Source organism: Parafrankia sp. BMG5.11 (genome assembly GCF_004337455.1).
In genome coordinates this window covers 51,377-64,361 of record NZ_SJXI01000082.1, presented here as the reverse complement: position 1 = coordinate 64,361, position 12,985 = coordinate 51,377, and the positions used below count along the sequence as shown (strand labels likewise).

The window sequence follows — 12,985 nt, the reverse complement described above, 5'->3', positions numbered from 1 at the left end:
ATCAACCCCCCCCCGGCCCACCCGACCCCCCCCCCCCTCGTCAAACGCCCCCGCCACAACAGCTACCGCGTCAAGAAACCCGGCGAACCCGCCTCGACCCGCCACCCAGGCCCGCCAACGATCCGGCTCCACCCCCTCGCCCCACGCGCAGCATGACCAGATCCCAGCAAGATCAAACTACGCTTCACGGCATTGGTGCAGGAGGCCGGCATCCTGGTCGCGCTGCACTCCTCGGACAGCGGCTACGCCCGCTACACGAGCGAGTGGATGGGCGCGAGCATCGAGATGCTCCCCTTCCAGCCGAACACCTTCCGCATGCTGCAGGCCTGGCGCCCGGTCGAGGACGCCGTCTCGGCGCTGGTGTGCCACGGTGCGCTCTCCCGCTTCCCGCAGCTGAAGATCGCCATCGTCGAGAACGGGATGAGCTGGGTCGAGCCGCTGCTCAAGTCCATGAAGAACCTCTACAAGAAGATGCCGCACGACTTCCTGGAGAACCCGGTCGACGTGGTGAAGCGGAACATCTACGTGAGCCCGTTCTGGGAGGAGGACCTCGGCGAGCTGGCGCAGCTCCTCGGTGAGGACCACGTGCTGTTCGGCTCGGACTACCCGCACCCGGAGGGCCTGGCCAACCCGGTGAGTTACATCGACGAGCTGTCGCACCTGCCGGAGGAGCTCGTCCGCAAGATCATGGGTGGCAACCTCGCCCAGCTCATGGGCATCGGCGTCCCCGCCTAGGACGGCCAGCGACAGGACGGCCAGCGACAGAACGAGGAGCACTACCGAGACCGCTGACGAACGCGGTGGGCCCCCTGGGCTCGCCGCGCCGTTCGGCGGTTTTTCCGGCGCCCGCCGCGGGCGTCATTTCACCGGCGGCGTGCCGCAGCCTGAGCGCGGCATGCCGCGGACGCACGACGAAGGGGAGTCCGGATGCTCGACGACGGGATAGTGACGGCTTTACGGCGGCACTGGGAGGACGGATTCAACGGGTACGACGTGGATGTGGTGATGGGGGCCGTCGCCCAGGACGTCGTTTTCAGCTCGCCTTTTGTGCCGCGGCTGACCGGTGACCCGCGCAAGGTGACGATCGAGGGCTACGCGCCGTTCCGGGAGTACATCGCGGACTCGATGCGCCGGGTACCGGACATCCGCTATTCGGTCGACGCCGCCTACGTCAGCACGCAGACCGTCATCTTCGTGTACTCCTGCCACTTCTCCGACGGCCAGGTGCGCACGGGCGCCGACTCGATCCGGGTCGACGACGAGGGGAAGATCGTCGAGTGGCGCTGTCACTACACGTTCGAGCCGAAGGCCCTGGACAGCCTCATCGAGGACTGAGCCGCCCGCGGGGCGCGCCGTCAGGCGGCCGCCGAGCGGGCGCCGCGCTCACTTGTCCGCGGGCGGACGGGAACCGGGTCGGCTCCCTCCGTCCGCGACAAGTGGACGAGCAGGCCGCGGTGGTCAGCCCGCGGCCGGCGCAAGGATCAGGTGTTGCGGCCGCCGTTGACGCCGATGATCTGACCGGTGATGTACCCGGCCTCCTCGGAGATGAGGAACGAGGCGGCGGCGGCGATGTCCTCGGGCTTGCCGGGGCGCCGCACCGGGGTGCGCTCGGCGTGGTCGGCGATCGTGCCGCCGATGAAGCCCTTCGCCTCGACGTCGCGCAGCATCGGGGTGTCGACGAAGCCCGGCGGGATCGTGTTGACCGTGATGCCCTTGGGGCCGTACTCCAGGGCCAGCGACTTGGTGAAGCCGATGAGGCCGGCCTTCGTCGACACGTAGTGGACCATGTACTGCTGGCCCGAGTGCGCGCTCGACGACGAGATGTTGACGATCCGGCCCCAGTGGGCGCTGATCATGTCCGGGAGGACGGCCTGGGTCAGGTAGAACGGGCCGCTGAGGTTGACGGCGATCATCCGGTCCCAGAGCTCGTCCGTGATCTTCTGGAAACCCAGGGTGCCGGTGAGACCGGCGTTGTTCACGAGCACGAGGACGGGGCCGAACGTCTCGCGGATGCGGTCGATGGCCGCGTCCACCTGCGCCCGGTCGGAGACGTCGACGCCGCCGAAGGCGGCGGCCTCGTACCCCAGTTCGCGAGCTTCCTTGGCCACCTGCTCGGCGCTTTCGGTGTTGATGTCGAGCACGGCGGTGGCGAAGCCGTCCTTGGCCAGGCGCAGGCTGATCGCGCGCCCGATGCCTGATCCTCCGCCGGTTACTACGGCCGTCTTCCGTTCGGTCACGTTGCCGAACCTCCCTGTGGGTAGCTGCGTCGCTGGTGATCGGTCGACGGCGCGAGCGCCCGTGAACCGCCTCGTCAGCGGCCCACGGGCGCGAACCCCGTACGAACAGAATTACGCGACCGCTTCCTCACCGGCCAGCGATGCGCGGTGCATCAGCCTGGACGATGACGGTCCGTAGGGGAGGGCCCGGTGCAGCATCCCGGTGTTGTCCCAGATGACGAGGTCGCCCTGGGTCCAGTGGTGCCGCAGGACGAACTGCGGCTGGGTGGCCCAGGCCAGCAGGCGGTCGAGCAGCGCCCGCCCCTCGTCCGCGGGCAGACCGACGACCTCGCCCGCGGTGGAGCCGACCAGCAGCGACTTGCGGCCGTTGCCGCGGGTCCACACGATCGGCTGTTCCCGGGTCGGGTTGCGATCCCAGGCGGCCCGCTCCTCGGGTGAGGGGTTGGGAATGGCGACGAGCTGGGAGGCGGTGAAGCTGTGCAGGGCCCGCACGCCCTCCAGCTGCGCCTTCTCCTCGTCGGACAGCGCCTTGTACGCGGCGTAGGTGTTGGCGAACTCGGTGTCGCCCTCCGGGTCGCCCGAGATCTGCCGTGCCGTGAGTAGCGTGGCCTTGTCCGGCACCTCGCCGGTGGTCCCGTCGATGTGCCAGTGGAACGTGGCCTCGCGGTACGCCGCCAGCTTGCTCGCCGACGCGTCGCGGGTGATCCGCTGGATCTCCTTGAGCTTGTGGCCGCCCATCGGGAGCGGCAGGACGTTGCCCAGCAGCCGGGCGAAGGCGACCAGGTCCTCGTCGTCGATGTCAGCCTCGCTGAAGACGACGACCCCGGTCTCCTCCAGCGCGGCCAGGGCGTCGTCGGCGACGCCCTTGTCGACGAGCTGCGTACCCTTCAGCCCGCGGAACTCCGTGCCGGTGTTCTCAGTGATCTTCCTGGTGGTGGTACCCATGGCAGGTCGCCTTCTCAGAGGGCCGGTTCGACGGCGGTGTCGAAGAAAGCCGCGCCGGAGTCCGGGATCCGGGGCTGCTTGAAGATGTTCACCGGGTACGACACCATGATCATCGAGTAGAGCAGGCGCAGCAGCCGGGTGTCCTCGTCGGACAGGGCGTTCACATCGCGGGTGTCGAGGTAGGCGATGGCCTCCTCGGCGAGCGGCGCGATCGCGTCGTAGAAGTCCTGCAGCTCGTCGATGGTCTTCGACAGCCGCTTCTCGTAGCGCTCGACCCGCGTCGCCAGGTCCCAGTCGGCGACCCACGGCTCGAGGGCGCGGAACCGCTCGGGCAGGGATGTGTCCACAGTGGTGGTCATGTCGAGGGGTTCCTCTACTTCTCGCTGCCGGCCTGGTGCGCCGCGACGGCGTCCCGGACGACCTTGTGGAACTGACGGATCATCAGCTCCATGTCGGACAGGTGGAACGTCTGCAGCGCGCGGTTGTTGAGCTGCGACCAGGTCGCCTCGACCGTGTTCGTGTCCTGCATCGCGAACTCGATGGTGCTGTCGACGACCAGCTCCTGGGCCAGCCGCTCGGAGGCGGTCTTCGGCTCGGGGAAGTAGATATCGACCTCGTAGGCGTGGGTGCCCACCGTCTCCGGGATGTACTGGTAGGTGATGTAGTACCCGCGGCCCCAGAGCTGGACCGACAGGTTCGGGAACAGCCAGTACTGGTCGTTGCTCCAGGACCGGACGTTGCCGGGGTTGCGGTCCGGTGTGAGGTGGCCGAGGTCCTCGCGGACGTCGTCCGGGCCGAACAGGCCGGCGCGGAACAGCCGGTAGGCCCAGTTCATGTCCCGCTTGGCCGGGCCGACCGAGCCCTCCTTCTTCTTCAGCAGCGGCGGGCCGGGCACCGAGGTCAGCATGTGCGGGGTGAACAGGTCGTAGTGGTAGGAGTCCATCGGCGGGACGAGCTTCTCCGCCTCGGCCACGTTGGTGTTGAGGAACCGCCCGTGGACGTACGCCGGGTGGTACCACTCCAGCAGCGCGTCGATGCCGATCTTCCAGTTGCCCTTGACCTTGGTCCGGAACGACCAGTGGTTGGTGAACTTCTCGAACGGCCAGCTCTCCAGCTCGGTGGCCAGCTTCTCACCGAGGAACTGGCGCAGCGGCGGGGCGTCCTGGCTGAAGTTCACGAAGATGAACCCGGCGAAGACCTCGCAGCGCAGCTGCGGCATGGCGAGCTCGTCGTCGGGCAGCGACTCGAAGAACTCGTTCCGCTTGGTGACGTACGTGCACTTGCCGTCGAGGCCGTAGCGCCAGCCGTGGTACTTGCAGGAGAACTGCCGGGCGCTGCCCTGGGTCTCGTTGGTCGGGTGCTCCTGCCAGACGACCTTGTTGCCGCGGTGCGCGCAGATGTTGTGCAGCGCGTACACCTCGCCGTCGGTGTGCCGGGTGATCACGATCGACCCGAGGCCCACGAACTCGCGGGTGAAGAACGTCCCGTTGCGGGGCAGCTGCTCCATCCGGCCGACCTTCAACCAGGTCCGCTTGAAGATCGCCTCGCGCTCGGCCTGGAAGAACTCCTCGGAGATCGAGTCCTCGTAGTCGACGGGCCCGGTGTCGAGGTTCGGGTACCCCGGTGTGTACTTGCCTCTGCCGGTCGCAAGTTTTTCCTGGATGGCCATCGGCTTCAACCCCTCTCGCAGGATGGTTTCGTTCCCACCGCCGGCGAGCTCACGCTGGGCCGGGGCTTCGACGTCTGGTGTCAGATCACTCTTGGTTTCAGATCACTCCGTCGGCGCGCAGCCGCGCGATGTCCTCCGGGGTGCGGTTCAGTAGTTCGGTGAGGACGTCGTCGGTGTGCGCGCCGAGTTCCGGCCCCAACCAGCGGATCTCACCCGGGGTTTCGGAGAGTGCCGGGATCACTCCAGGCACTGCCAGCGGGCCGATCCGGGATTCCTCGACGGTAATGGTCTCGCGGTGCTTGTACTGCGGATCGTCGAAGATGTCGGCGATGGAGTAGAGCTGGCCCGCCGGAACCTGGGCCTGCTTGCACCGGGCCAGCACCTCGTCGCACGGCAGCGATCCGACCCACCCGCCGACCAGCTCGTTGACCAGGTCCCGGGCGGCCAGGCGTTTCGCCTTCGGGCCCAGTTCGTCCTCGTCGGCCAGCTCGGGGCGTTCCATGGCCCGGGCCAGCCGGGCGAACATGTCGTCGTTCGAGCAGGCGATCGCGATCCAGCGGTCGTCCTTGGTCCGGTAGTGGCTGTGCGGGAGCACGTTGACGGTGTCCGCGCCCATCCGCTCGCGGACGAAGCCGAACTGCTGGTAGGCGGGCGCGATCTCGTCGAGCGCACGGAAGATCGTCTCGTACAGGGCCAGGTCGACGACCTGGCCCTTCCCGGTGCTCTCCCGGGCGCGCAGGGCCATCAGCACGCCGATGACGCCGTACAGCCCCGTCATGTAGTCGGCCAGCGAGGTCGAGCCCGGGGTGACGGGTGTCCCGCCCGGCTCGCCGGCCAGGTAGGCGAGCCCGGAGAAGGCGTGGGCGATCCGGGCGAAGCCGGGGAGGTCCCGGTTGGGCCCCGACTGGCCGTAGGCGGAGACCCGCAGCAGGATCGCGCGCGGGTTCAGCTCCTGGATCACCTCGGGGCCGAGCCCCCAGCGTTCGAGGACGCCGGGGCGGAAGTTCTCGATCACGATGTCGGCGGTGGCGATGAGCTCCCGGAGGATCTCGAGGCCACGGGGATCGCCGAGGTTGAGGGTCACCGACCGCTTGTTGCGGCTCTCGCTGAGCCAGACCAGGGTGTCGCCACAGTCCGTGTCGGTGCCGAAGCGGCGAAGGTTGTCTCCGGTGCCAGGCCGTTCGACCTTGATGATGTCGGCCCCGAACTCGCCGAGCACTGTGGCGCAGAACGGCCCCGCGAGGTAGGTGCCCAGGTCAAGGACCCGGACTCCCTGGAGTGCGTGCATGCTGTCAGCCTCCGGTGGTCGGCGATTCGACGTCGAGGTCGATTCTTAATCCGACCAGGGCTGTGCGTCCCACGGTCTGTCCAGTGGCTCCATGCCGCCGCCGAACGGGAAGAACTCCCGCTGGGCGTAGGTCTCGCGGCCCAGGCCGTGGCCGAGCTCGTTCAGGAAGGCCCGCTTGAGGTTCTGGGTGAACAGGTCGCGGGTGTAGCGCAGCACGAGCGGTGGCTTGCGCACCAGCTCCCGCGCGAGCTCCCAGGCACGGTCGAGGAGCTGGTCCTTCGGAAGCACCTCGGCGACGGCGCCCCACGAGAGCGCCTCCTGGGCGCCGAGCTTCTTCCCGGTGAGCAGCAGGTAGCGGGCGCGGTTGTGGCCGACGAGGAACGGCCAGATGACGTGCTGTCCGTCGCCGGGGACCTGGCCGCGGGGGAAGTGCGACACGTCCTGGAAGTAGGCGTCCTCGGAGGCCAGCACGATGTCGCCCATCAGCGGGACCTCGGAGTGGATGTTGCAGGGGCCGTTGACCGCGCTGATCATGGGGACGCCGACGTCGAGGACGTTGTTGATCAGGTTGCGGTTGTACCAGGCCTTCTCGTCGAGCTTGCGTAGCCCGCGGTCGCCCGGCATCAGCCGGTACTCGGGCTTCTCCGGGGGCTCGCCGTTGGGGAGGTTGCCCCAGTTGGCGTTGTAGTTCTCGCCGGTGCCGGTGTGGATCAGCACCTTGATCTCGCGGTCGCCCGCGACGTCGGCGAACGCGTCGGCCATGTCGTCGTGGGACTTCCAGTCCCACACCAGGCTGCCGCCGTTGGTGTGGCACTGCATGAGCAGGATGCCGTCCTCGTCTAACTGGAACCGGTAGTTGGCGTACCGGTCCTCGTACTCCTTGAACCTCGTCCGCTTGACCATCCCCATGTCCCTTCGGCGCGGCCGGGAGAACGTCGATCTTCCCTCGCGGAAGTGACGTTACCATATATCTAAGGTCGTCCTATAGTAGGACGCGCATGTTATTCTCCGTCGATGTCAACCTTGCGGCCGTTCCGCTTCGCTGTCCAGGCCACGAAGGCCAAGTCCGGGTCCGAGTGGCGTGACCTCGCCCGCCGGGTCGAGGATCTCGGGTACTCGACGCTCTTCCTGGCTGATCACTACCTGGGGCACGGGCCGGCGCAGAAGGAAGCAAGGTGGCCACCGCAGTACCTGGCACCCATCGCGGCGATGGCCACGGCCGCGGCGGTCACCGAGACGCTGCGGGTGGGCTGCCGGGTCTTCTGCGTCGACTACCACGTGCCCGCCGTGTTGGCGAAGGAGACGGCGACGATCGACCTGCTCTCCGACGGCCGCCTCGAATTAGGGATCGGCGCGGGCTGGAGCGAGCCCGAGTACCGGGCGATGGGCGTCCCCTACGAGACGCCGGGCCAGCGGATCAAGAAGCTGACCGAGGTGATCGCGCTGCTCAGGGCCCACTGGTCCGGGCAGGACCTCAATCAGCACGGGGAGTTCGTCAACGTCACCGGTTACGCCGGCCTGCCGCGCCCGGTGCAGCAGCCGCACCCGCCGATCATGATCGGCGGCGGCCGTCGCCGGGTCCTCTCCCTCGCCGGGCGGGAGGCCGACATCGTGAGCATCTCCACCGTGCCGTTCGCGGCGGTGAACGAGGACGGCCTGACGCCCGCCGAGGAGGCGGCGCGCCGCTTGGGCTACGTCCGCGACGCGGCTGGTGAGCGCTTCGCCGGCATCGACATCGAGACCTCGCCGTTCTTCACCCGGATCACCAAGGACGCCGAGGAGGCCGACGCGGCCGTCGCCCGGGTCGCGGCGGCGATGCGGGTCGACCCGGTGAGCCTGCCGAACCATCCGAACATGCTGGTGGGCTCCCCGGACGAGGTCGCCGAGCGCCTCCAGGAACGCCGCGAGGCGTTCGGGATGAACTACATCACCGTCCAGCAGTCGGAGATCGAAAGCTTCGCTCCCGTCGCCGCGCGGCTGAGCGGGCGTTAGGAGATGGCCGCGGGCCGGCGGACGGGGTCGCGGTGGGACGGGTGACCCGTCACCGGCGCCGCGGCGACCCGTCCGCCGGCCCGCGACTCAACGGGCCACGTACCCGCCGTCCACCGGGATGGCGGTGCCGGTGACGAACGAGGACTCGTCACTGGCGAGGAACAGCGCGGCCGCCGCCAGCTCCTGCGGCCGGCCCCAGCGCCGCATCGGCTGGGGCAGGTTGGCGACGGGGGGCTCGGAGTCGTCGGCCGCGTGCGCCAGACCCGTCCACGTCATGCCCGGGCAGATGGCGTTGACCCGAACGCCGGACTCGGCGAAGTCCAGCGCCGCGGACTTGGTCATCTGGACGACCCCGCCTTTTGCCGCCGAATATATGGCCTGGTCCTTCCAGCCGACGAGACCGGCGGCCGAGGCGGTGTTGATGACTGAACCGCCGTCGCCGCGCAGCATGGCGGCGATTCCGTACTTCATTCCGAGGAAAACGCCCTTGAGGTTGACCGCGATCAGCTTGTCGAAGGTCTCCTCGTCGAACTCGGTGATCGGTTTGCGTGGGCCGCCGCCGCCGGCGTTGTTGAACAGCACGTCGAGCCGCCCGAACTCCTGCACGGCGGTGTCGATCATATTCTGCACATCGGCCGATGATGTGACGTCGACATGTACCGGAACGGCGCCTTCACCGATGATGGTCGAGGTTTCCTTCTCCCGGCCGCTGAGGTCGGCGCAGACCACCCTCGCTCCCTCGCGCGCGAACAGCAGGGCGGCGGCCCGGCCTATGCCGGAACCCGCACCGGTGACCACCGCGACCTTCCCCTCGAGGCGTCGCGCCGGAATGGAATCTGATAAACGCTCACCCATGGCCGTCAGTCTACACATCATGTCGCGGAGGTAAAGATGCCGCTCGAATAGCCGGGCGGCATGAGGGAAGAGGCCGGTGATGTCCGGTCAACCGCGCGGGGTAACTCCGGTAAAACCCCCGCGCGGTTTTCGGCATGCACGTTTCCGTGCGGACGGGGCAGCCGCCCCACCCACCGGTGAGGGCGGCGCCGACCGTGGGTGAGGGCGGCGCCGACCGTGGGTGAGGGCGGCGCCGACCGTCGGTGAGGTAGCCCGCCGCCAGAGGCGGCTCAGCTGGGCGGGGCGGCTCAGTTCGCCGGGGCGGTTCCGCCGGCGAGGGCGGCCTTGTGCAGGACGTTCTCGGCGAGACGCATGTGGGCGGCGTCGACGAGCCGGCCGTCGCGGCCGATCGCGCCGACCCCCTCCGCCTCGGACTCGCGGTAGATCTTCATCGCCTCGTGCGCCTCGGCCACCTCCTGCTCGGTCGGCGCGAACACCTCGTTGGCGATGGGCACCTGAGCCGGGTGGATGGCCCACTTCCCGTCGAAGCCGAGCAGGCTCGCGTGGGTGGCCGACCGGCGGTACCCGTCGACGTCCTTGTAGGCGGGGTACGGCGCGTCGATCGCGTCGATGCCCGCCCCGCGCGCCGCCGACAGCACCTGGACACGCGCGAAGTGCCAGAAGTCGCCCGGGTACTCCCCGACGGGGTCGAAGTTGCCGTCCACCCGGGCGCGCAGCGACGCCGAGAGGTCGCCGGCGCCGAAGATTATCGCCTCCAGCCGGCTGCTGGACCGGGCGATCTCGGCGGCGTTGGACAGGCCCTCCGCCTCCTCGATCAGTACTTCCAGCCCGATCCGCCGGGTCAGTCCGAGCTTCGTCTCGAGCTGGGTCAGCAACACGTCGACCCACCAGACGTCACGCGCCGAGCGGGCCTTGGGAACGATGAGCACGTCGAGCGACGCACCCGCCCCGGTGACGACCTCGATGATGTCGTCGTGGCACCAGGGTGTGTCCAGGCCGTTCACCCGGACGGCGCGGACGGTGTGTCCCCAGTCCAGGTCGGTGAGCGCGGCGACGGCGATGCCGCGGGCGGCCTCCTTGGCTGACGGCGCGCACGCGTCCTCCAGGTCGAGGAAGACGAGGTCCGCTCCGGAACCGGCGGCCTTCTCACACATCCGCTCACTGCTGGCCGGGGTCGCCAGTTCCGAGCGGCGGGCGCGCGGCCGGGTGACGTTCGGTTCTTCCGCTTTGCCGGGCATAACTGCCTCCTATGTCCGTGAATTCGATGTCAGCCGTGCGCTGTACACGGAGTGCCGCCAATCGCCCCGCAGCCGCCGTCGGTGTCTTCCCGGCAACCGGCCCAGGGCCGGCCGGTCCGGCCGGAGGAACGGTCTGAGATATTCCGGGGAAAGGCCTGGAGTCACCGCGTGAACTCCGCGCCGGTGGCGTCTGGTGTTTTTCTGGACTGTGTTGCCGAACTCGACGTGGAAAGGTCGCTGTTCCGGCTGGCCGCCGGATTTCACGCCCGCCGCCGGCGGGCGGAGTTCTCCTATTCGGGTCGGGTGCCCGTGGGGCAGTGGTGGCAGCGCCTGGTGAAGGGTTCCGTGACGCGGGTGAAGTACCGGGAAGCCGGCGTTCGTGCGTGCCGGCTCCCGCCCCGGTGTATTCGCGGCCGGTGTTCTTGGCGCTACGCTGAGTTCGATCTTCGGGTCGGTGTCGAGCGGGACCGGGGATGATGATCAGTCATGCTCGCGTGGCCGGGCGGGCACGGCTGAAATATGCGCCGAGTGGATCACATTCCCGCCCCTGGGGCGTGGCGGATCCGGTTGTTCGATTTAGGTGCCAACGTTAGTGTTGTCGTATGACGACCGCAACTGTCGACGGCCGCGGGGCTCGGGCCCGCACCTGTGCCGTCGACCGCGGCGGCCCCGGCTCGTGAGTTCGATCGCCCGCGGGAGTCGCCGCGGGCCGCGCACGGTCGTCCCAACCGCTCGCCGGCCGGCGAGGTGCGTCGGCTGCCCCGGCCACCCGGGTGCCGTGGTGCGCCGGGTGCCGTGGTGCGCCGGGCGGCGCGGTGCGCCGGGCGGCGCGGTGCTCCGTCGTGCGGGAATTCCGGCCCGCCGGCCCGGGGTTCGTCACCATGCCTGAATCTGTCAGACCACAGCTGATCGTCACATCGTCGCGGGCCGTGTCCGGAGGGACTCATGCAGGAACAAGATCGTCTGTTCATCGGGGGCGAATGGGTCGCGCCCAGCGGCACGCGCACGATCGAGGTGGTCTCGCCGCACAGCGAGCAGGTCATCGCTCGCGTCGCCGCGCCCGGCACCGAGGATGTGGACCGGGCGGTGGCCGCTGCCCGTACCGCGTTCGACGAGGGGCCGTGGCCGCGCCTCGACCCGGCCGAGCGGGTCGCGGTCATCCGGCGGCTGGGCGCGCTGCTCAAGCCGCGGCGCAAGGAGCTCTCCGAGCTGATCAGCGCCGAGATGGGCGCGCCGATCTCGTTCGCCAAGCTGTCGCATGTGACGCTGCCGCTGCTGATGATGGGCGCGTTCGCCGACATCGCGGAGAACCTGGCGTGGGAGGAGCCGCGCAAGGGCTTCTACGGGCAGGACGTTCTGCTGCGCAAGGAGCCGATCGGGGTCGTCGCCGCCATCGTCCCGTGGAACATGCCACTGTTCCTGACCATCGGGAAGCTGGTGCCGGCTCTGCTCGCCGGGTGCTCGGTCGTCCTGAAGCCGTCGCCGGAGACGCCTCTCGACGCCTACGCGCTGGCCGAGAGCCTCGCCGAGGCCGGGCTGCCGCAGGGCGTCGTCAGCGTGCTGCCCGGTGACCGGGAGATCGGCGAGTACCTCGTGGCGCACCCGGGTGTGGACAAGGTGTCCTTCACCGGGTCCACCGCGGCCGGTCGCCTGGTGGCCGCGTCCTGCGGGTCGAACCTCAAGCGGGTCAGCCTCGAGCTCGGCGGCAAGTCCGCCGCGGTCGTGCTCGACGACGCCGACCCCGCCGCCGTGGCCGCGGGCGTGGAGATCGCCGGCCTGATGAACAGCGGGCAGGCCTGCGTCGCCCAGACGAGAATCCTCGTCCCGCGCGCGCGGTACGGCGAGTTCGTCGACGCCCTGGCCGCGATGGTCGAGGCGCTGCCGGTCGGCGACCCGTCCGACCCGGCGACGAAGGTCGGCCCGCTGGTCGCCCGCCGGCAGCAGGAGCGGGTGCGCGGGTACATCGAGGAGGGCCAGAAGGAGGGCGCGCGGCTGGTCGTCGGCGGCAGCGACCTGCCGGCCGGGGTCGACCAGGGCTGGTACGTCCGCCCGACCGTCTTCGCCGACGTCGAGAGCGGCATGCGCATCGCGCAGGAGGAGATCTTCGGGCCGGTGCTGACCGTGCTGCCCTACTCCGACGACGCCGACGCCGTCCGCCTCGCGGACGACACCGAGTACGGCCTCTCGGGCTCGGTGTGGACCTCGGACGTCGAACGGGGCCTCGCCGTCGCGCGCCGGGTCCGCAGCGGGACCTTCGGCGTCAACCAGGCGTACAGCATGGACCCGAACGCGCCGTTCGGTGGGGTCAAGGCCAGCGGGATCGGCCGTGAGCTGGGTCGCGAGGGCATCGAGGGCTACCTCGACGTCAAGTCGATCTCGGTGGCGCCGGCCTCGTAGCCGGCAGCGTCCCGGGACGGCAGCACCGCCGGCCCGCTCACGGCTGCCTCGGGGCCGGGCGAGTCGCGGCCCCGAGGCAGCCGGGCGGTGACGTCCAGCCCCCCGGCAGGGCGAGGGGTGACGGCGATCGTGCCGCCGTGGGCGGCGGCTACCGCGGCGACGATGGAGAGGCCCAGCCCGAGCCCGCCGTCGCCGAGGGTGCGCGAACCGTCGCCGCGGACGAACGGTTCGAGCAGCGTCGGCTCGCCGTCCAGCGTCACGTCGGGGGCGATGCGCATTGTCGTGAGCGGGGGCCGTAGCTCGTGCACGGCGGTGGCTGAGATCAGCCTGATCGGCCGTAGCACCCGTCCGGCGACGAGCCAGC

12 protein-coding genes and 1 pseudogene are annotated in these 12,985 nt (G+C 69.5%); 4 read left to right on the top strand and 9 right to left on the bottom strand.

Features of this window, described 5'->3' with window-relative positions:
* Positions 1 to 183: 183 nt before the first annotated feature.
* Both E0504_RS40730 and E0504_RS40725 read left to right on the top strand, forming a co-directional pair.
* Positions 184 to 735: pseudogene (locus tag E0504_RS40730) on the top strand (amidohydrolase family protein); the annotation flags it as partial.
* 192 nt (positions 736 to 927) lie between these two features.
* Complete coding sequence (locus tag E0504_RS40725; protein ID WP_071067084.1) at positions 928 to 1,335, top strand: nuclear transport factor 2 family protein; 408 nt, start codon at positions 928 to 930, stop codon at positions 1,333 to 1,335.
* A 146-nt stretch (positions 1,336 to 1,481) separates the two neighbouring features.
* On the opposite strand, the gene E0504_RS40720 is transcribed toward E0504_RS40725, so the two are convergent.
* The 6 genes from E0504_RS40720 to E0504_RS40695 all read right to left on the bottom strand — a co-directional run bounded on the left by E0504_RS40720 (position 1,482) and on the right by E0504_RS40695 (position 7,042).
* Positions 1,482 to 2,237 (bottom strand): SDR family NAD(P)-dependent oxidoreductase, encoded by a 756-nt coding sequence (locus E0504_RS40720; protein WP_071067085.1) that lies wholly within the window; start codon positions 2,235 to 2,237, stop codon positions 1,482 to 1,484.
* 111 nt (positions 2,238 to 2,348) lie between these two features.
* The gene (locus E0504_RS40715; RefSeq protein ID WP_112105524.1) at positions 2,349 to 3,182 is read right to left on the bottom strand and encodes a TauD/TfdA family dioxygenase; all 834 of its coding nucleotides are present in this window, start codon (positions 3,180 to 3,182) and stop codon (positions 2,349 to 2,351) included.
* A 14-nt stretch (positions 3,183 to 3,196) separates the two neighbouring features.
* Positions 3,197 to 3,541 (bottom strand): hypothetical protein, encoded by a 345-nt coding sequence (locus E0504_RS40710; RefSeq protein ID WP_112105523.1) that lies wholly within the window; start codon positions 3,539 to 3,541, stop codon positions 3,197 to 3,199.
* A gap of 14 nt (positions 3,542 to 3,555) precedes the next feature.
* Positions 3,556 to 4,851 carry an aromatic ring-hydroxylating dioxygenase subunit alpha gene (locus E0504_RS40705; protein WP_112105522.1) on the bottom strand — a complete coding sequence of 432 codons (1,296 nt, stop codon included), beginning with the start codon at positions 4,849 to 4,851 and terminating at the stop codon, positions 3,556 to 3,558.
* Between the two features lie 97 nt (positions 4,852 to 4,948).
* Entirely contained in the window at positions 4,949 to 6,139 is a 1,191-nt protein-coding gene (locus E0504_RS40700; RefSeq protein ID WP_112105521.1) for a CaiB/BaiF CoA-transferase family protein, read from the bottom strand.
* Between the two features lie 45 nt (positions 6,140 to 6,184).
* The gene (locus E0504_RS40695; RefSeq protein WP_112105527.1) at positions 6,185 to 7,042 is read right to left on the bottom strand and encodes an enoyl-CoA hydratase/isomerase family protein; all 858 of its coding nucleotides are present in this window, start codon (positions 7,040 to 7,042) and stop codon (positions 6,185 to 6,187) included.
* A 111-nt stretch (positions 7,043 to 7,153) separates the two neighbouring features.
* Here E0504_RS40695 and E0504_RS40690 point away from each other — a divergent pair, with 111 nt between their 5' ends.
* Positions 7,154 to 8,131: a TIGR03621 family F420-dependent LLM class oxidoreductase gene (locus tag E0504_RS40690; RefSeq protein WP_112105520.1), complete on the top strand. Its 978-nt coding sequence runs from the start codon at positions 7,154 to 7,156 to the stop codon at positions 8,129 to 8,131.
* An 87-nt stretch (positions 8,132 to 8,218) separates the two neighbouring features.
* Here the strand turns inward: E0504_RS40690 and E0504_RS40685 are convergent, their stop codons facing one another.
* Together E0504_RS40685 and E0504_RS40680 are read right to left on the bottom strand one after the other, a co-directional pair.
* Positions 8,219 to 8,986, bottom strand: coding sequence for an SDR family NAD(P)-dependent oxidoreductase (locus E0504_RS40685; protein ID WP_049795834.1), 768 nt, complete (start codon positions 8,984 to 8,986; stop codon positions 8,219 to 8,221).
* Between the two features lie 287 nt (positions 8,987 to 9,273).
* On the bottom strand, positions 9,274 to 10,224 hold the full coding sequence (locus E0504_RS40680; protein ID WP_112105519.1) for a CoA ester lyase: 951 nt from the start codon (positions 10,222 to 10,224) through the stop codon (positions 9,274 to 9,276).
* A gap of 945 nt (positions 10,225 to 11,169) precedes the next feature.
* Here E0504_RS40680 and E0504_RS40675 point away from each other — a divergent pair.
* Entirely contained in the window at positions 11,170 to 12,621 is a 1,452-nt protein-coding gene (locus E0504_RS40675) for an aldehyde dehydrogenase (protein ID WP_112105518.1), read from the top strand.
* Here E0504_RS40675 and E0504_RS53755 read toward each other — a convergent pair.
* Complete coding sequence (locus E0504_RS53755; protein WP_306769322.1) at positions 12,579 to 12,899, bottom strand: ATP-binding protein; 321 nt, start codon at positions 12,897 to 12,899, stop codon at positions 12,579 to 12,581. The two genes, E0504_RS40675 and E0504_RS53755, sit on opposite strands and share 43 nt — an antisense overlap.
* Positions 12,900 to 12,985 lie beyond the last annotated feature (86 nt).

Excerpts from the sequence above, each read along its gene's own strand:
- E0504_RS40710 (WP_112105523.1), bottom strand. The coding sequence starts at position 3,541 with ATGACCACCACTGTGGACACATCCCTGCCCGAGCGGTTCCGCGCCCTC.
- E0504_RS40680 (WP_112105519.1), bottom strand. The coding sequence starts at position 10,224 with ATGCCCGGCAAAGCGGAAGAACCGAACGTCACCCGGCCGCGCGCCCGC.
- E0504_RS40695 (WP_112105527.1), bottom strand. The coding sequence starts at position 7,042 with ATGGTCAAGCGGACGAGGTTCAAGGAGTACGAGGACCGGTACGCCAAC.
- E0504_RS40715 (WP_112105524.1), bottom strand. The coding sequence starts at position 3,182 with ATGGGTACCACCACCAGGAAGATCACTGAGAACACCGGCACGGAGTTC.
- E0504_RS40690 (WP_112105520.1), top strand. The coding sequence starts at position 7,154 with ATGTCAACCTTGCGGCCGTTCCGCTTCGCTGTCCAGGCCACGAAGGCC.
- E0504_RS40685 (WP_049795834.1), bottom strand. The coding sequence starts at position 8,986 with ATGGGTGAGCGTTTATCAGATTCCATTCCGGCGCGACGCCTCGAGGGG.
- E0504_RS40725 (WP_071067084.1), top strand. The coding sequence starts at position 928 with ATGCTCGACGACGGGATAGTGACGGCTTTACGGCGGCACTGGGAGGAC.
- E0504_RS53755 (WP_306769322.1), bottom strand. The coding sequence starts at position 12,899 with ATGCGCATCGCCCCCGACGTGACGCTGGACGGCGAGCCGACGCTGCTC.
- E0504_RS40700 (WP_112105521.1), bottom strand. The coding sequence starts at position 6,139 with ATGCACGCACTCCAGGGAGTCCGGGTCCTTGACCTGGGCACCTACCTC.
- E0504_RS40705 (WP_112105522.1), bottom strand. The coding sequence starts at position 4,851 with ATGGCCATCCAGGAAAAACTTGCGACCGGCAGAGGCAAGTACACACCG.
- E0504_RS40675 (WP_112105518.1), top strand. The coding sequence starts at position 11,170 with ATGCAGGAACAAGATCGTCTGTTCATCGGGGGCGAATGGGTCGCGCCC.